The sequence below is a fragment of the Microbispora corallina genome (assembly GCF_016863035.1).
Taxonomy (GTDB): domain Bacteria; phylum Actinomycetota; class Actinomycetes; order Streptosporangiales; family Streptosporangiaceae; genus Microbispora; species Microbispora corallina.
Genome location: NZ_BOOC01000063.1, coordinates 14,271 through 30,279 on the forward strand (window position 1 = coordinate 14,271; position 16,009 = coordinate 30,279).

At 71.5% G+C, this 16,009-nt stretch carries 17 protein-coding genes; 9 read left to right on the top strand and 8 right to left on the bottom strand.

Features of this window, described 5'->3' with window-relative positions; translation table 11 throughout:
- Positions 1 to 20: 20 nt before the first annotated feature.
- Together Mco01_RS37375 and mdcH are read left to right on the top strand one after the other, a co-directional pair.
- Entirely contained in the window at positions 21 to 695 is a 675-nt protein-coding gene (locus Mco01_RS37375; protein WP_204061553.1) for a malonate decarboxylase holo-ACP synthase, read from the top strand.
- On the top strand, positions 692 to 1,639 hold the full coding sequence (gene mdcH / locus Mco01_RS37380; RefSeq protein ID WP_204061554.1) for a malonate decarboxylase subunit epsilon: 948 nt from the start codon (positions 692 to 694) through the stop codon (positions 1,637 to 1,639). The genes Mco01_RS37375 and mdcH overlap by 4 nt, the downstream gene beginning before the upstream one ends.
- Positions 1,640 to 1,690: 51 nt before the next feature.
- Here mdcH and Mco01_RS37385 read toward each other — a convergent pair whose 3' ends face one another.
- Positions 1,691 to 2,596, bottom strand: a complete 906-nt coding sequence (locus Mco01_RS37385; protein WP_204061555.1) for an alpha/beta fold hydrolase — start codon at positions 2,594 to 2,596, stop codon at positions 1,691 to 1,693.
- Positions 2,597 to 2,738: 142 nt separating this feature from the next.
- Here Mco01_RS37385 and Mco01_RS37390 point away from each other — a divergent pair, with 142 nt between their 5' ends.
- Positions 2,739 to 3,461 carry a gamma-glutamylcyclotransferase family protein gene (locus Mco01_RS37390; protein WP_204061556.1) on the top strand — a complete coding sequence of 241 codons (723 nt, stop codon included), beginning with the start codon at positions 2,739 to 2,741 and terminating at the stop codon, positions 3,459 to 3,461.
- A 79-nt stretch (positions 3,462 to 3,540) separates the two neighbouring features.
- Here Mco01_RS37390 and Mco01_RS37395 read toward each other — a convergent pair whose 3' ends face one another.
- Positions 3,541 to 4,776 (bottom strand): sensor histidine kinase, encoded by a 1,236-nt coding sequence (locus Mco01_RS37395; protein ID WP_204061557.1) that lies wholly within the window; start codon positions 4,774 to 4,776, stop codon positions 3,541 to 3,543.
- Positions 4,773 to 5,417 carry a response regulator transcription factor gene (locus tag Mco01_RS37400; protein ID WP_204061558.1) on the bottom strand — a complete coding sequence of 215 codons (645 nt, stop codon included), beginning with the start codon at positions 5,415 to 5,417 and terminating at the stop codon, positions 4,773 to 4,775. The genes Mco01_RS37395 and Mco01_RS37400 overlap by 4 nt, the downstream gene beginning before the upstream one ends.
- Positions 5,418 to 5,568: 151 nt before the next feature.
- Here Mco01_RS37400 and Mco01_RS37405 point away from each other — a divergent pair, with 151 nt between their 5' ends.
- The 4 genes from Mco01_RS37405 to Mco01_RS37420 are packed head-to-tail and all read left to right on the top strand — an operon-like array spanning position 5,569 to position 9,177.
- Positions 5,569 to 6,093, top strand: coding sequence for a hypothetical protein (locus Mco01_RS37405; RefSeq protein WP_204061559.1), 525 nt, complete (start codon positions 5,569 to 5,571; stop codon positions 6,091 to 6,093).
- Positions 6,090 to 7,148, top strand: a complete 1,059-nt coding sequence (locus Mco01_RS37410; RefSeq protein WP_204061560.1) for a peptidoglycan-binding protein — start codon at positions 6,090 to 6,092, stop codon at positions 7,146 to 7,148. Before Mco01_RS37405 ends, Mco01_RS37410 begins: the two co-directional genes overlap by 4 nt.
- Positions 7,145 to 7,987, top strand: a complete 843-nt coding sequence (locus tag Mco01_RS37415; protein WP_204061561.1) for an ABC transporter ATP-binding protein — start codon at positions 7,145 to 7,147, stop codon at positions 7,985 to 7,987. Before Mco01_RS37410 ends, Mco01_RS37415 begins: the two co-directional genes overlap by 4 nt.
- Positions 7,984 to 9,177, top strand: a complete 1,194-nt coding sequence (locus Mco01_RS37420; RefSeq protein ID WP_036324174.1) for an ABC transporter permease — start codon at positions 7,984 to 7,986, stop codon at positions 9,175 to 9,177. Before Mco01_RS37415 ends, Mco01_RS37420 begins: the two co-directional genes overlap by 4 nt.
- A gap of 302 nt (positions 9,178 to 9,479) precedes the next feature.
- Here Mco01_RS37420 and Mco01_RS37425 read toward each other — a convergent pair whose 3' ends face one another.
- The gene (locus Mco01_RS37425; RefSeq protein WP_204061562.1) at positions 9,480 to 10,100 is read right to left on the bottom strand and encodes a hypothetical protein; all 621 of its coding nucleotides are present in this window, start codon (positions 10,098 to 10,100) and stop codon (positions 9,480 to 9,482) included.
- 121 nt (positions 10,101 to 10,221) lie between these two features.
- Here Mco01_RS37425 and Mco01_RS37430 point away from each other — a divergent pair, with 121 nt between their 5' ends.
- Positions 10,222 to 11,718 (top strand): chymotrypsin family serine protease, encoded by a 1,497-nt coding sequence (locus Mco01_RS37430; RefSeq protein WP_204061563.1) that lies wholly within the window; start codon positions 10,222 to 10,224, stop codon positions 11,716 to 11,718.
- Positions 11,719 to 11,920: 202 nt separating this feature from the next.
- Here Mco01_RS37430 and Mco01_RS37435 read toward each other — a convergent pair whose 3' ends face one another.
- The 4 genes from Mco01_RS37435 to Mco01_RS37450 are packed head-to-tail and all read right to left on the bottom strand — an operon-like array spanning position 11,921 to position 15,395.
- Positions 11,921 to 13,495 carry a glycosyltransferase family 39 protein gene (locus Mco01_RS37435; RefSeq protein ID WP_204061564.1) on the bottom strand — a complete coding sequence of 525 codons (1,575 nt, stop codon included), beginning with the start codon at positions 13,493 to 13,495 and terminating at the stop codon, positions 11,921 to 11,923.
- Positions 13,467 to 14,087, bottom strand: coding sequence for an ABC-2 transporter permease (locus tag Mco01_RS37440; RefSeq protein ID WP_204061565.1), 621 nt, complete (start codon positions 14,085 to 14,087; stop codon positions 13,467 to 13,469). Before Mco01_RS37440 ends, Mco01_RS37435 begins: the two co-directional genes overlap by 29 nt.
- Positions 14,084 to 14,989 (bottom strand): ABC transporter ATP-binding protein, encoded by a 906-nt coding sequence (locus Mco01_RS37445; RefSeq protein WP_204061566.1) that lies wholly within the window; start codon positions 14,987 to 14,989, stop codon positions 14,084 to 14,086. The genes Mco01_RS37440 and Mco01_RS37445 overlap by 4 nt, the downstream gene beginning before the upstream one ends.
- Before the next feature lie 4 nt (positions 14,990 to 14,993).
- Positions 14,994 to 15,395, bottom strand: coding sequence for a GntR family transcriptional regulator (locus tag Mco01_RS37450; protein ID WP_204061567.1), 402 nt, complete (start codon positions 15,393 to 15,395; stop codon positions 14,994 to 14,996).
- A 57-nt stretch (positions 15,396 to 15,452) separates the two neighbouring features.
- On the opposite strand from Mco01_RS37450, the gene Mco01_RS40005 reads away from it, so the two are divergent.
- A complete protein-coding gene (locus Mco01_RS40005; protein WP_204061568.1) occupies positions 15,453 to 15,857 on the top strand; it encodes a transposase in 405 nt (134 codons plus the stop codon).
- Positions 15,858 to 16,009 lie beyond the last annotated feature (152 nt).

Here is a 16,009-nt window from a genome sequence, read left to right on the forward strand (position 1 = left end):
GACGACGGGTCCGTACCGCGATGAGTCCGCACCGCTACGGGCCCGGGACGACGATGGCCGCGCACGGCGACGACCACGCGCCGGCGATGGCCGCGCGCCCCCACGACCTGCTGCGCATCGCGGGAGACACCGTCGCCGACCCCGGGCTTCCCGGCTGGGCCGCGGCGTCGCTCGCCGCCTGCCCCTGGGCGGTGGTACGGCGGGCGCCCCAGCCACCCGGCCGGATCCCGATCGGCGTGCGCGGCCGGGAGCGATGGCAGCGCCAGGCCGCCCTCGTCCCCGCCCACGCGGTGACCTGCCGCGTGCCGCCCGAGGACCTGACCGGACGGCGTCCCCGTCTGCCTCCGCTGGCCGCCACCTTGGCGGCCGTCGCCGTACGGCTTCGCGACGAACTGGACGACGACGTCGCCTGGGGCCCGATCGGCGGCGTCGGCTTCGAACTGGCCACCGGACAGCCGGCCACGCACCCCGGAAGCGATCTGGACCTGCTGATCCGGGCGCCGCGCAGGATGGAACCGGCCCTGGCCGCGCGGCTGGCGGCCGCCTTCGCGGGACTTCCCCGTACGGTCGACTGCCAGGTGGAGACCCCGCGAGGTGGGATCAGCCTCACGGAGTGGGCCCGTACCGGCGGACCCGCCCTGCTTCGCTCCCGGCACGGCCCCGAACTGGTGGACGACCCGTGGGCCCGCGCATGAGAGTCGCCTTCCTGTACCCCGGCCAGGGCACCCAGCGGCCCGGCATGCTCCACGACCTGCCCGACCACCCGGCCGTCGCCGCGACCCTCGCCGAGGCCGAACGGATCCTGCCCGGCTCATCCCGGCAGGACGGCGCGCAGGCGTTGACCTCGACCGTCACCGCGCAGGTCGCCCTCTGCGTCGCGGGCGTCGCCGCGGCCAACGCGCTCGCGCACGAGGGCGCCACGCCCGACGCCGTGGCCGGGCACTCCATCGGCGCGTTCCCCGCCGCCGTCGCCGCCGGCGCCCTGACCTTCGCCGAAGCCCTCCCCGCGGTGCGCCGCCGCGGCGAGCTGATGCGCGACGCCTTCCCCTCCGGGTACGGCATGGCGGCCGTCCTCGGGCTGGGCGTGCTCCAGGTCCGGCGCCTCGTCGAGTCGATCACGACCGGCGACGACCCCGCCTACGTCGCCGTCGTCGACGCCGACCAGCAGGTCGTCGTCTCGGGCAGCGTCCGCGCGCTGCACCGCCTCGCCGCCGCGGCGGCGGCGTGCGGCGCCCGGCGGGTCCAGCTCCTGGACATCGGCGTCCCCTCACACTGCCCGCTGCTCGGCCACGTCGCCGACGCGATGGCGGACCACCTCGCGACGGTCCCCCGGCGTGCCCTCGCCGTCCCCTACCTCAGCAACTCGACCGGTCGTCTCCTCCACGACGCCGACGCCGTCCTCGACGACCTCGCCCGCGCCGTCGCCGCCACCGTGCGGTGGCGCGACATCACCGCCCTGCTCGGCGAGCTCGGCACGACCCTGTTCGTCCAGGCGCCCCCCGGACACGTGCTCGCCCGGATCGCCCGGGCCGCGCACCCGCAGGCCCGCGTCGTCGCCCTGGAGGACACCGGCGTCGCCGACGCGGCGCTGCTGGCCCGCCGCGCCCGGCAACGCGAGGGCCTCTCGCACCGGCCGTGACCGAGAGCCGTACGCCGGTGGGCGGCTCCGCCTGTGCGGGCGCCGGCCGTGTCAGTCGGACGCCGGCTGCGTACGGCCGGCCACGGCGCGGACCTCGTCGACGACAGCGGGCCAGAGTTCGCGCGGGAGGTCGTGACCCATGCCCGGATAGAGGACGAGACGGGCGCCGGGAACGGCGTCGGCGATCTCCTTCGCCGAGCGCGGCCGGATCATCGGATCGTCCTCACCGTGGACGACCAGTGTGGGCACGTCGACCGCGGCCAGCCGTGGCAGCAGGTCACCGGTCGCCCCGGCCGCGGCGGACTGGCGCATCTCCCCGCCCGCCGGGCTGGAGTCGCGCTCGTACGACAGCCCGGCGGCGTGACGCCACCACGCCTCGTCGAGCGGATAGCCGGGCGATCCGAGGATGCGCATCGCGTCGACGACGCGCTGGACCGCTCCCTCCCGTCCGGCGGGGTACCTCCTGAGACTCTGGCTGAGCATCAGCCTGAGCACGGTCCGCATGTTCACCCTGCCGCGCTTCCACCCGGCGTAGCTGGAGGAGACGGTGAGGCTGCGCACCCTCTCAGGGTGCCGGATCGCCGTGAGCTGGGCGATGGCGCCGCCCAGAGACGCCCCGAAGAGGTGCGCGCTGCTCCAGCCGAGCGCGTCCATCACGGCGAGCGCGTCGTCGGACATGTCCTCCAGCCGGTACGCCGCGGTCCTGCCGGCCCTGAACCAGTCCTTGGCCAGCCCCGGCCGCCCTGCCTCCGAGAAGTGCGTCGACAGGCCGGCGTCGCGATTGTCGAACCTGGCCACGGCGAACCCGTGGCCGGCCAGCATGGAGCACAGCTCGTCGGGCCACATCACCATCTGCATGGCCGTACCCATGATCAGCAGCAGGGGCTCGCCGTCCGGCGACCCGAACGTCTCGTAGGCGATCTCCACCGCGTTGTGGCGCGTCGTCCGGATGGGCATGGTCCTCCTCCGCTTTTGCAATGCACTTGCATCGTAAAAGCCGGACGTACGGGTGGCAATGCGACCGCATGAGAAATCCACCACCGCGTCAGGGCACGTGAGACCGCGTTCCTGCTCGAGCGGGGTTCGAGATGATGGCCGTATGGCCGATTACCCTGTCGTTCTCTTCTCGTACGGCACGCTGCGTCAGCGCGACGTACAGCTGTCGGTGTTCGGCCGCGAGGTGATCGGTACTCCGGACGCGCTGCCCGGCTACCGGCTGTCCATGGTCGAGATCACCGATCCGCACGTCGTCGCGGTCAGCGGCGCCACCCATCACCCGATCCTGCAGGCCACGGGACGTGCGGACGATGTCGTGGAGGGGACCGCGCTCCGCCTGAGCGAGGACGAGCTCGCCGCAGCCGACGAGTACGAGGTCGACGACTACCGGCGCGTCCTGGTTCCGCTGGCGTCGGGCCTGCAGGGCTGGGTGTACGCGGCCGATCTCAGCAGGCCGGGGAATCCCGCCAGCAGCAACACCGGGAGCCTGCCCGGCTTCGCGGCGTCGGCGAGCTCGGCCTTCGGCGCGGGCCTGGCGTTCCCCCTGCCCGGGACGCTCGCCCTGCGGAAGGAGGCCGAGGACTCCCGCGCGGCTGCCCTGGAGGCCAGGACCGAGGCGGAGGCCCGCCGGATCGTCGAGGCCATGAACGAGAAGATCCGCGAGAGCCGGGGCAGGCCCCTGACGGGCCCGCCGGCGTTCCAGCGGCTCATCGACGTGGAGGACGTGGCCCGCGAGTGGCGCAGCCGCCATCCGGTGGCGCAGGACGACCGCCCCGAACCGCCTCGCGAGACGCGCTCGTTCTTCCGGCGGCTCCGGCGGCGCTGACCTGACGCGGCTCCCACAGGTCCACCCACCCATCGCACCACACAGGTGCGGGCGCTTCGCGCAGGACGTGGCGGGTCCGTCAGTCCGCGGACGCCGTCGAGCCGGCCGGAAGCGGCGTCCTCCGGTCGGGCTCCAGCGGAGCCGGGGGCGCGGGCAACCTGATCGTGACGCGCAGGCCCCCCTCCGGACGCGCGACCGCGGTGACCGTCCCGCCGTGGGCGTCGACGATGGCGCGGACGATCGACAGCCCGAGCCCCGCGCCGCGCGCCGAGCGGACCCGGTCGCCCTGCTGCCGGCTGAAGGGCTCGAAGAGATCCTCCACCTCGTACGGCGGAATCGGAGGCCCGGTGTTCTCCACCGTCAGGCCGTCCGCGCCGCAGGAGACCCACACCTTCCCGTCGCGCACGTTGTACTTGACGGCGTTCTCCACCAGGTTGAAGACGGCGCGCTCGAGGAAGAGCGGGTCGCCCTCCACCGTCAGCGGACGCAGGTCCTCGTGGACGGCCGTCGTCCGCCTGCGGGACCTCGGATCGGCCTGGCCGAGCTGGTCGAGAGCCGCGCGCACGACGTGATCGAGCCGGAGCCGCTTGCGCGTCGTCAGCTCCTGCGACGACTGGGCGAGCAGGAGCAGACCCTCGATCAGCCGTTCGTAGCGCGCGTTGGTGCCCAGCAGCGCGCGGGCCATCGTCTTGAGGTCGGCGGACGCCTCGGGCTCCTCGAGCGACACCTCCAGGACCGTACGGTTGATCGCGAGAGGTGTGCGCAGCTCGTGTGAGGCGTTGGCGATGAACCGGCGCTGCGCGTCGAACGCCCGGTGCAGCCGGTCGAGCATCGCGTCGAAGGTGTCGGCCAGCCTCTTGACCTCGTCGTGCGGGCCGCGCAACCCGATCCGCTCGTGCAGCGTGCTCTCCGACAGCCGCTGCGCCGTCTCGGTGACCCGTTCGAGAGGCCGCAGCGCCCGGTCGGCGACCAGGTAGGCCAGCAGCAACGCGATGATCCCGATCATGATCATGACAACGAGGGACGAACGGATCATCTCGCTGAGCACGCTGCTCGTCCGGTTCTCGATGTCGCTCAGGAAGACCTGGTTCACCTGCTGTTTCGTCGGCACATCGAGCGGCAGTCCCCGGCTCTGGCTGATGACCTTCATGTTGAACTGCTGAGTCAGCACGCGGGCGGTCAGCAGATAGGTGAGCCACAGCAGGATCGACCCGGCCGCGAAGAACAGCCCGCCGTACAGCAGCGTGAGCCGGGTCCGCAGCCGGCGCGTCTCCCACCAGTGGCGGGCCGCCCTGACCCGCGCCCCGCCGCTCACAGCCGATACCCCCGGCCGGGCACGTTCTCGATCAGCGGGGGCGTGCCGAGCTTCTTGCGCAGCGACGTCAGGGTGACCCGCAGCACCCCGCTGCCGGTGTCGGCGTACTCGTCCCACACACTCCTGCGCAGGTCGGCCGTGGTGACCAGGCGCCCTCCTGCGCGCAGCAGCTCGTGCAGCACGTCGAACTCCTTGCGGTTGAGAGTGATCTCCCGCCCGTCGCGGGTGACCGTACGGCGGGCGGGATCGAGCGTGATCCCGGCCCGCTCCAGTGTGGACCGCGTCTCCCTCGGGGAGCGCCGGGACAGGGCGCGGATCCGGGCCACCAGCTCGGCGAAGGCGAACGGCTTGGTCAGGTAGTCGTCGGCCCCGAGCGACAGCCCCTCGACACGGTCGTGGACCCGCCCGGCCGCCGTCAGCATGAGGACGCGGCTGCCGTTGCGCAGCTCGCCGCAGACGTCGTCCCCGTGCACCTCGGGCAGGTCCCGGTCCAGGACGACGACGTCGTAGCGGACGTAGGAGGCCATCTCCAGCGCCTCCTGCCCGTCGTAGACCACGTCGACGGCCATCGCGTGGAGCCGCAGGCCGTGCGCGATCATGTCGGCCAGTTCCTCTTCGTCCTCCACCACGAGCACGCGCATCCGCTCCCCCTTCCACCCCTGCGTCGAGGGTGGCGGAACGGGTGTTAGCCACGAGTAAGGCGATCCCGCTTATCCGCGTTTAGCACCCGGCTCGCTGGAGTGAGCCTCGCGCCCCGGGCGAGCGACCCGCGGCGCGAAGGAGCGGCATGTCATGAACGTACGACGGTTGCTGGCGGCCACACCCCTGGCGCTGACACTGGCGGTCAGCGCGTGCGGCGCCGCCGCGCAGAACGACGGCGTGGCCAGCGCGGATGGCGGCACGGCGAAACCGGCGGCCTCGGCGTCCGGCTCGGCGCCGACCGACCGCAGGGAGGCGCAGCTGAAGTTCGCGCAGTGCATGCGTGAGCACGGCGTCAACATGCAGGACCCGGGCCCCAACGGAGAGATCAAGATCGAGGCGCACAAGGGGGACGGGCAGAACGTCCAGGAGGCCCAGCAGGCCTGCCAGCACTTCCTCCAGGCCTCCATCGGCGAGGCGGGCGGTAAGCCGGACCCGCGGCAGCTGGACCAGGCCCTCAAGTTCGCCCAGTGCATGCGCGAGCACGGCATCGACGTGCCGGACCCGACTTCCGACGGCATGATCCGGGTCAAGATCAAGGCGGGAACCCCGGAGTCGAAGGTCAAGGCCGCGCAGGAGGCGTGCCAGGAGTTCGCGCCCGGCAAGGGCACGCCATGAGGAAGGGACTCGTGTTCGCCGCCGGCGGCGTTCTCGCGGTCGCCGCGGCGTGGACGGCGCTCGTCGTGGTCGGCGACCGCACCGGCGGCACGCCGGCTCCGGCCGCGGCGTCCGTCCCGGCCACGGCGACGGTCGAACGGCGGGACCTGGTCGACACCAAGACCGTCGACGGCGCGCTCACCTACTCGGGCGAACGCCGCGTGAGCACCGGCGCCGCCGGCACCGTGACCTGGGCGCCGGCCGAGGGAGCGGTGATCCGCCGGGGGCGGGCGCTGCTCAGGGTCGACCGCAGACCCGTCGTGCTCATGTACGGCAAGCTGCCCCTCTACCGGGAGCTGCATGAGGGCGTCTCGGACGGCCCGGACGTGGAGCAGCTCGAACGCAATCTGAAGGCTCTCGGATACGGCGACTACATGACCGTCGACGATCACTTCAGCTACGCCACGTACCTGGCCGTCAAGGAATGGCAGGACGATCGGGGACTGCCCGAGACCGGGCGGGTGGACGCCTCGCAGGTGGTCTTCCTGCCCGGGGTGGCCCGCGTCACCGAGGCCAAGGTCGAGGTCGGCGACCGTGCCGCGCCAGGCGCGCAGGTGCTCACCGTCACCGGCATCCGGCGGCTGGTGCACGTGGACCTCGACACCGCCGACCTGGACCTGGCCCGCAGGGGCGCGAAGGTGACGGTCGAACTGCCCGGCGGCGAGCGCGTCAAGGGGAGGATCACCTCGGTCGGCTCGGTCGCCCAGGCGAGCCAGGATCCCAACGACGACACCTCGACCGTCGACGTCGACATCACGCTCGGCAAGACGCCGAAGACCGGGCTCGACCAGGCCCCGGTTGAGGTGGAGATGGAGAGCGAGCGGCACAGGAACGTCCTCGCCGTACCGGTGGAGGCGCTGCTCGCGCTGCGCGAGGGCGGCTTCGGCGTCGAGGTCGTCGAGGGCGGCTCCACGCGGATCGTGGCGGTCGAGACCGGCGCGTTCGGCGGCGGCATGGTGGAGATCACCGGCGCGGGGCTGTCGGAGGGCATGAAGGTCGGGGTGCCGGCGTCATGAGTGTGCCGTACGTCGTGGAGTTGCGGGGCGTGACCAAGGTCTACGCCGGTGACGTGCAGGCGCTGCGCGGAGTGGACCTGACGGTGGCCGGGGGCGAGCTGCTGGCCATCGTCGGCCCGTCGGGATCCGGCAAGTCCACCATGCTCCACATGATCGGAACGCTGGACCGCCCGACCAGCGGAACCGTGCGCATCGACGGGTTCGACGTGGCGGGGCTGTCGGACCGGGAGCTGTCCGCGCTGCGCGGCCGCAGCCTGGGGTTCGTCTTCCAGCAGTTCCACCTCGCGCCGGGCGTCAGCGCGCTGGACAACGTGGCCGAGGGCCTGCTCTACACCGGCACTCCCCGCCGGGAGAGGCGCGAGCGGGCCGCCGCCGCCCTGGAACGGGTCGGCCTCGGCCACCGGCTGGCGCACAAGCCGCACCAGCTGTCGGGCGGCGAGCAGCAGCGGGTCGCGGTGGCCCGCGCCGTGGCGGGGGACCCGCCGCTGCTGCTGGCCGACGAGCCGACGGGAAACCTCGACTCGGCCGCGGGCGCCGAGGTGCTGAGCGTGTTGCGCGACCTGCACGCCGCGGGCACGACCATCGCGGTCATCACGCACGACGCGGAGATCGCCGAATGGTGCCCGCGCCGGGTCCGGGTCCGCGACGGCCGGATCGTCGACGACGCGGGAAACGGGGCCGACCCCCCGGCCGGCGTCCCGGGGCGAGCCGGGAGCACGGCGGACGCCGCGGACCAGGCGGACGGTTCAGCGGACGTCCCGGGGCGGACCGGAAGCGCGGCGGACGTCCCGGGGCGGGCGGAGCGTGCGGCGGCGGACATCACCGGGAGCAGGACATGACCCGCAGACTGAGCCCGTCCCGGCTCGCGCCGTCCGACGTGCTGCGCGTGGGCGCGGCCGGGCTGCGGGCCCGCCCCACCAGGGTGATCCTGTCCGCGCTCGGCATCGCCATCGGCATCGCCACCATGATCGCCGTGATCGGCATCTCGTCGTCCTCACGGGAGGAGTTGCTGCGCCAGCTCGACCGGCTCGGCACCAACCTGCTCACCGTGTCCCCGGGTCACACCCTGTTCGGGGAGCAGGCCGAGCTCCCCACCACCGCCGTGCCCATGGTCAGACGCGTCGGCCCGGTCTACACGGCCTCCGCCACCGGCTCCATCGACACCACGATCCGTCGTACGGACCGCATCCCGGCGGCCGTCACCGGCGGCATCAGCGTCCAGGCCGCGACCACCGAGCTCCTGACGACGCTGGAGGGCCGCGTGACGAAGGGCGCGTGGCTGAACGCCGCCACGGAACGGCAGCCGGCCGTCGTCCTCGGCTCGGAGGCCGCCAAGCGGCTGGGCATCACCAGGATCGGCGTGCAGGTCTGGATGGGCGAGCGCTGGTTCACCGTCGTCGGCATCCTCGGGCCCATGCCGCTCGCCCCGGAGATCGAGCGCTCGGCCCTCGTCGGGTTCCCCGTGGCCGAAAGGCTCCTCGGCTTCGACGGACATCCTTCGAAGATCTACGAGCGTTCGAGCGAAGAGTCGGTGGAGACCGTACGGGACGTCCTGCCGCGCACGGTGAACCCGGAGAACCCGCAGGAGGTGGAGGTGAGCAGGCCCTCGGACGCGCTCGCCGCCAGGGCCGCGGCCGCGGGCGCGTTCACGAACCTGCTGCTCGGCCTCGGGGCGGTCGCGCTGCTGGTGGGCGGCGTCGGCGTGGCGAACACCATGGTCATCTCGGTGCTCGAACGGCGCCGGGAGATCGGCCTGCGCCGCTCCCTCGGCGCGACCCGGGGCCAGGTCCGCATCCAGTTCCTGGCCGAGTCCCTGCTCCTGTCCGCGCTGGGAGGCGTCGTGGGGGCCGTCCTGGGCTCGCTCGCCACGGCCGGCTACGCCCTGTCCCGCGGCCTGCCCACGGTCGTGCCGCCCTGGGCGATCGGGGGCGCGGTCGGCGCCACCCTCGTCATCGGCGTCATCGCGGGGATCTACCCCGCCATGCGCGCCGCCCGGCTCTCCCCGACCGTCGCCCTGTCCACCACATGAGAATCGACGGGAGAGCCGGCCGGCGGCCGGCGTGAGAGCACTGCCAGGGACGGTCGCCGGGGGTGGCGGGAGGCGGGCCGCGGCCGGGGCGTCGCCGGAGGTGGGTGTCGCGGGTCAGGGGCCAGCGCTTCGGTCGGGGACAGCCGGGCCGCGCGGATCGCGGGGTAGAGCCCGGCGACCCCGCCGATGAGCACGGTGGCGGCGAGGGCGCCCGCCGTCGCCCAGGCCGGCACGACCGCCGGCCAGCTTCGCGCAGGGCTCTCGGCGTGGCCCTCGGACAGCCGAATCCGGGCCGCCCTGGTTCAGAGCCAGCCGGTCAGCCGGGCCGTCCAGACGAGGGCCGCCGCCAGCGCGGCCGCGGCGAGGACGGTCCGCAGCCGGGCCGGCCAGGCGGGCCGCAGGACCAGCGCGAGCGCGAGCGACAGGGCGAGACCCGCCCAGTCCTGCCAGGGGTGCCCCCACTCCACGCCGGTGCAGCACTCGCCGTCAGTCCCGGTCACGAGCGCCGTCACCGCGGGGACGAGCTGCGCCTGGAGCAGCAGGGCGCCGGCCAGGTCCCCGGCCACGTCCGGGCGCCGGGTGAGACAGGCGAGCACGGCCCCGGCCACGGGCGCGACCAGCACCCAGGCGTTCAGCGGGGTGGACAGGTCGGGCACCAGCGCGTCGGGCGTGCCGCGGAGCGCGGAGACCGCGGCGTCGCCGGCGAGCGCCGCGATCATGACGATGAGCCCGTGGACCGCCGCCCGCGCGACCGTCGGTGAAAGCCGCCCGACCGCGACCACCATCAGGAAGTACGCGAACCTGAAGAAGAACGACGAGGCGACCAGGGCCGCGTCGGGCCAGTCGCCGCCGTGGTAGGCGACCGCGCCGCTCAGCACGCCGAGGACCACTCCTGCTGCCGCGTACCGCAGACCGACTCCCACCGGCGACCCTTTCGGCCCACTTACTCCAGTAGTTGAAAAATTAGACTTCCACCCCTTAACGAGAACGTGATTCACTTTAGCCGTTTCGATCATGCTTTCGTCGAGAGCTGGAGAACCCCCCATGCGCAACGCCTTAATTCGGCGTGCCGTACTTTCGGGCGGCGTCGCCGCCCTGACCCTGACCGCGCTCCCCTCGGTCACCGCCTCCGCCGACCCGGCCCCGATGGTCGAGGTCTTCACCGACGATCCGTACGCCAACGTGACCGCCCCCGACTACAAGCTGAGCTACGCGCTCAAGGAGGCCGAGGCGCGGGCCCTGGCGAAGCCCGACCAGTACGCCCAGCCGTATGTGCAGTCGGGCGCCGTCTACATCCCGGTGACCAGCCAGGACGTGGTCTCCGAGGCGAGCCAGCCGCTCAGCCTCCCGCCCCAGCTCACCCCGCCGGACGACGGCAGCGGCGACCCGGCGAACGTGCCCGACCCGGTCGACAAGGACGCCGTCCCGGTCACCGAGCCGACCGCCGCGGCGACGCAGACCGCGAGCGCCCAGCAGAAGCAGGCGGCGGCCCTCGCTGAGGCCACCGCCGGCGGCACCGCGAAGACCACCACCCAGTCGGCCCAGTCCGCCTCCCCCGGGGTGACGAACCCGTGGATCGTCTACCCCAAGGTCCGGGTCGTGGCCCACAGCATCACGCAGCTCAACGCGTTCAAGGACGAGGTGCTGACCCTCGGCACCGACGTACTCCCCGGCGGCGACAAGCTGCTCACGTCCACGATCCAGCCGGAGCGCGACCGGGTCATCCTGGAGTCGACCCTCGCCTCCGACGAGCTGCGGACCGCCCTCGCCGCCCGGTACGGCGCCGACGCCATGGCCATCCGGCTCGTGTCCGACCCCGGCGAGGTCCAGCCGTCCTCGGGACGGTGGGACGACGGCCACGTCGGCGGCTTCTACGGCGGCGCGCACATCGACACGTCGGTCGGCGGCTGCACCGACGGCTTCTCCTGGTACTCGGGCAGCACGAAGTACATGCTGACCGCCGGCCACTGCACCACCCTCGGCGGCTCGGTGTGGACGTCGGCCGAGTACCTCGGCAGCGTCGTCGAGGACACCTTCGCCAACGGCTCGGGCACCGTCTACATCAACGGGCAGAGCACCTACCACGGCGACCTGTCCCTCATCAAGATCACCGGCAGCTACTACGGCGCGCCGCGCATCTACGTGGGCGGCAAGACCAGCAAGACGAGCCGGCCGGTCAGCGCCATGTGGTCGCGCCGCGCCGACTACGGCGACCAGTACTGCACGGGCGGCGCGATGGCCGGGGAACTGTGCGGCTGGCGGGTCAACGCGCTCCGGATCAACTTCAAGTGGAGCGACGGCCGGATCACCAAGAACATGATCCGCGGCATCAAGCAGGGGCAGTGCATCATCAAGGGCGACTCCGGCGGCCCCGTGTACACCGTGACCTCGGCCGGCAACGTCGTCGCCAAGGGCATCCAGAGCGGCAAGGGCGGCGGCGGCTCCGACAACTGGGGCGGCGCCTTCGACCCCTGCATCGACACGTTCACCGACGTCTGGGAGGCCTACTACGGCTTCCCCGGGTTCCTGAGCACGACGTGACGTGAGGGGTGAGCGGGGTCTCGCCACCGGGCGTGATCCGGGAGGAGGACCGAGGCGGATCCCTCCGAAGGATCACGGCCATCGGCGGGGCCCCGCTCACCGCCACGATGTGTCAGACACCACCTAGCTGTATTGACCACGAGCGTTGTTGACAGTTCCGCTTGGCCACCTGACCGGGCACCCCAAGTGCGGGCGTGGTGTGTCAGCTGATGGTGCGCAGGGCGGGCCAGATCGTCGTCCACGGGGCACGGGTGCTGGTGCATATCGTGACCGGTCTGCCCTGTTCGCCGTTGTCGATGCCAAGCTGGTTGTCGATATGGGCGACATCCCGGCAGCCCGCGAAGTACTGGGCCCAATTGGTCGGTCGCCAATCCCCGACGTGGACGACAGTGGTGCGGGCGGCGGGTGGAGGTCCCCAGCTCCAGTAGGAATTGTGACCCGAGTAGACCGGCGGCAGTCCTTCGCCGAGGAGAACGAGGGCGCTGGCCTCGCTGTAGTCATTGGTCAGGATCACCGCGTGGTCGCGCTGCTCCGGGGGCAGGGCGGACACGACCTGCGCCACGGTGGCGACGAACTGCGGCCAGCCGATCTGATTGGCCACGTCGGGCACGGTGGCGGGCAAGGTGGTCCTGGCGTAGTCGGCGACCGGCAGGACCGGCAGGGTCAGCAACGCGATCAACCCGCCGGAGGTGATGGCCGCCGCGGCGAACCCCGCGGTCTTGAACAGTCGATGGCCCCGGGCGATCCACCCGTCCAGGACGATCCCGCCGGCCGCCATGAACAGAGAGGCGCTGCCGATCACGTAGTACGTCTTGCCGCCGCTGACGAGGTCCAGGGCCAGCGCCACGAGGGCCGCGACCCCGAGTGGTCGCCACGGCGCGGCCGCCCGCGACCCCAGCACCCAGACCAGGCCGGCGATGCTCACGGGGAACAGCAAGGGACCGGTGAACAGCAACAGGAATGGCAAGACCTGGGCCCGGTTCGTCGCGGCGTACCCGGCGATCTGCGAGGCCATGGTCAGCTGCGGCCAGCCGTGTACAGCCTGCCAGGCCAGATTCGGTGCCCACCCGATGGCCGCGATGGCGGCCGCGGCCCACGCCCACCGCGAACGCACGACTTCCCAGCGCCGGCACAGCAGCACCCCGAAGGCGAGGCCCGCGGCGAGAAACAGCAGTGTGTCCTTGTTCTCCAGCCCGATGCCCGCACCCACCCCCACTGCCACCCATAGCCGCCGGTCGCCGCTGGCGAGCACCCGCACGAGCAACCACAGCACCGCCGCCCAGACCACCAGGTCCAGCTCCGTGGTGGTGTTCAAATGCCCGGCCGCGAGGTAGCCCGAGACGCCGGCCGTCAGCGCGGCCAGCACCTGCGCCCGGCGGGAGCCACCCAGGTCACGGGCAATGAACCCCACGATGACCACAACGAAAGCCATCTCCAGCGCCGGCAGGATCCGCATGGCCGTCGGCGAGACGCCAACGAGCGCGACCCACGCCGCCGACAGCAACGGGGTTAACGGGGGCTGATCCACGTACCCGAACGCCGGATGTCGCCCGGCCACGACGAAGTAGAGCTCGTCGCCGTGGAAGCCGTACGCCCCCGACAGGCTGAGCAGTCCGGCGAGCATCAGCCCGGCAGTCAGCCACACGGGCCACGGCACCGTCCACCATCGGGAGGCAACCAGCGTGACATGCTGGCCGACGGGCGGATGCGGAAGCGACAAGACTTCCGCGTCCGGCGGCGGTGCCATGTCAGGCGCCCTGCCGTTGCCGGGAAGCATGCGACGCCAGGGTGGCGGACGCTGCGATCGCGGCGGCGCCGGCCACCCAGAACAGGGCCAGCCAGTCCCGGATCGACTCGATGTCCACCAGGTGGAGTCGGACAACGCCGGCCAGGAGCAGCGCCACCGGCATGGTGGTGACTAGGAGGTTGATTCGGGTGTAGCCGAATCTGATCAGCAACGGGAGTTGAATCGAGATGTTGACTGCGAACAGCGCCCAGCACAGGGTCAACAGCGTTGCCACACTTCTGCCGAACGGTATGCCTTGGGCCTGCGCGAGGAGAGCAGCCAGAGCGGTCCCGGCGATGGCGACGACGAAAAAGCTCATCAGGGCCCAGGCGTAGTGCCCGAGCAGCACCGTTCGGCGCGGCAGGGGCAGCACGGCGTACAGCGTCTGCAGGTCCGCCTTGTCACCGACGACGAACGGCTGCGCGGTGAGAATCGGCGCGAGCACCAGCGCGAGCGTCGGTACGAGAACCACCGGGTTGCGGGAGTCGATCAGGACGATCGCTCCGAATACCAGCAGGCCCGGGATCCGATACGGCGCAATGGTGCGCAGGTGGAGCAGCGTCATCCGGGCGACGGCGGTCATGCGAACTCCTCCCGTCGGCCGTTGGGCACGGTCGCCGCTGAGTTCCTCGACGACACTCCGATGTGGACGGCGATCTCCTCGAGGGTGGGAACCTCGACCAGGACGCCCCCGCCGAGAAGGTCGGCCTCCTCGGTGCGGACCAGCGCCTGCGCCGTGGTCGACGACCGCTTGACGCCGATCAGCTCTACGCCGACAAGGTCGATCAGCTCGTCCGGCCCGGCCCGCACCACCCGGTAGCCGTCCAGGATCTCGTCCTTGCGGCCCGTCCGGACGACCCGACCACCATGGATGAGCGTCACGAAGTCGCCGATGCGGTCCAGGTCCGTGGTGACGTGCGTGGAGAACAGGACACTGTGCCCCTCGTCAAGAAGGAAGTCCCCGATGATACCGACGAGCTCGTCCCGAGCCACGGGGTCAAGGCCGCTGGTCGGCTCGTCGAAGACAAGGAGCCGCGCCCGGTGCGACAGCGCCACCGCGATCATCAGCTTCGTCGCCATGCCGCGGGATATTTCTTTGACCTTCGCCCGCGGGTCCAGGCCGAACTCCGCGAGCAACTGTCGATATCGGACGCTGTCCCAACGGTCATAGAAGGGCCGCAGCGTCCGTTCGACCTCAGCCAGCCGCCAATCGCCCACGAGATAGGTGTGATCGAGCACCACCCCGACGTCCTGGCGCAGCGCCGCCGGTCCGGGCACCCGATGGCCCAACAGCTCGATCTCTCCCGTCTCGATCCCGCGCATGCCCAGTAGGCAACGAATCGTCGTCGTCTTGCCGGCACCATTGGCACCGATCAGGCCCATGACGTAGCCGGTCGGCAGCTCGAAGCTCACATCACGCAACGCGAAGCCGTTGCCCACCGCGCAGCCCACTCCACGCAGGGCGAACGCGAGATCGCCGTTCACTGATTCATCCCTCCTGAGCTGAGGCGTACTCATGCCCGGCCTGGAGCAAGCCGTCCAGGATCTGAATAAGACCGTCACGATCCAGGCGAGCCAACAAGGCGGCGTCCAAGGCGGCCTGCAGACCGTCCTCCACCCGGCGCAGCAGCTGCTCGCGTACCAGGGCCGAGTCCAGCGGCAGAACATAGGCGCCCTTGCCGGGGACCGTGACGATGAACCCCTCCGCAGCCAACTCCGCGTAGGCGCGGGTCGTGGTTATAACGCTGATCCGCAGATCACGAGCAAGGACCCGTACAGACGGCAGAGCGCTGCCCTGTACGAGCTCCCCCGACAGGATGGCCGTACTGACCTGTTCCTTGATCTGTTGATAAAGGGGCACGCCACTGCTATTGGACAACACCACCCGCACGACGGCCTCCGTTCGCTCACATCTGTACATAGCGACTATACACAGTCAGTACGGTAGTTGTACAAGGACGCTGCGGATTCGCCTGCGTCGTGGTCGGTGACGCTGGTAGATCATCTCGTCACGGCGCGTGGTGATCTCATCGATGATGGATGGGCGTTGATCGAGCCGCATCTGCCGTTGGGTGAGCGAGGCCCTATCCCGGACCTGCGGCGGCAGTTCGACGCGGTGATGTGGCGGTTCCGCACGGGTAGCCCTTGGCGGGACCTGCCCGCGGAGTACGGGCCGTGGTCCACCGTGTACGACCGGTTCCGGTCTTGGGCGAAAACCGGTGTCTTGCAGCGACTGATGGACGCTGTGATCGCTGAGGCCGCAGCCCGCGGACAGGTGGACCTGGAACTGGTCGCGTGGACTCCACCACCGCCCGCGCCCACCACCACGCGCCGGAATGGTCTTGGACCATGAACTGCTGCAGGCACTGGAGAAGGCCGCCGATGAGGAAAAGGGGCTTCACGCAAGGGGCGCCTACCTCGCTGGCCTCCATCTACGAGGTGCCATCTTGTGGATCCGAAGCCTCCGGCCCGCGTGAAGATCCGAACTCCGTACAGGCCCTAGGG

Excerpts from the sequence above, each read along its gene's own strand:
- Mco01_RS37405 (WP_204061559.1), top strand. The coding sequence starts at position 5,569 with ATGAACGTACGACGGTTGCTGGCGGCCACACCCCTGGCGCTGACACTG.
- Mco01_RS37400 (WP_204061558.1), bottom strand. The coding sequence starts at position 5,417 with ATGCGCGTGCTCGTGGTGGAGGACGAAGAGGAACTGGCCGACATGATC.
- Mco01_RS37435 (WP_204061564.1), bottom strand. The coding sequence starts at position 13,495 with ATGCTTCCCGGCAACGGCAGGGCGCCTGACATGGCACCGCCGCCGGAC.
- Mco01_RS37390 (WP_204061556.1), top strand. The coding sequence starts at position 2,739 with ATGGCCGATTACCCTGTCGTTCTCTTCTCGTACGGCACGCTGCGTCAG.
- Mco01_RS37375 (WP_204061553.1), top strand. The coding sequence starts at position 21 with ATGAGTCCGCACCGCTACGGGCCCGGGACGACGATGGCCGCGCACGGC.
- Mco01_RS37430 (WP_204061563.1), top strand. The coding sequence starts at position 10,222 with ATGCGCAACGCCTTAATTCGGCGTGCCGTACTTTCGGGCGGCGTCGCC.
- Mco01_RS37385 (WP_204061555.1), bottom strand. The coding sequence starts at position 2,596 with ATGCCCATCCGGACGACGCGCCACAACGCGGTGGAGATCGCCTACGAG.
- Mco01_RS37420 (WP_036324174.1), top strand. The coding sequence starts at position 7,984 with ATGACCCGCAGACTGAGCCCGTCCCGGCTCGCGCCGTCCGACGTGCTG.
- mdcH (WP_204061554.1), top strand. The coding sequence starts at position 692 with ATGAGAGTCGCCTTCCTGTACCCCGGCCAGGGCACCCAGCGGCCCGGC.
- Mco01_RS37410 (WP_204061560.1), top strand. The coding sequence starts at position 6,090 with ATGAGGAAGGGACTCGTGTTCGCCGCCGGCGGCGTTCTCGCGGTCGCC.
- Mco01_RS37440 (WP_204061565.1), bottom strand. The coding sequence starts at position 14,087 with ATGACCGCCGTCGCCCGGATGACGCTGCTCCACCTGCGCACCATTGCG.
- Mco01_RS37415 (WP_204061561.1), top strand. The coding sequence starts at position 7,145 with ATGAGTGTGCCGTACGTCGTGGAGTTGCGGGGCGTGACCAAGGTCTAC.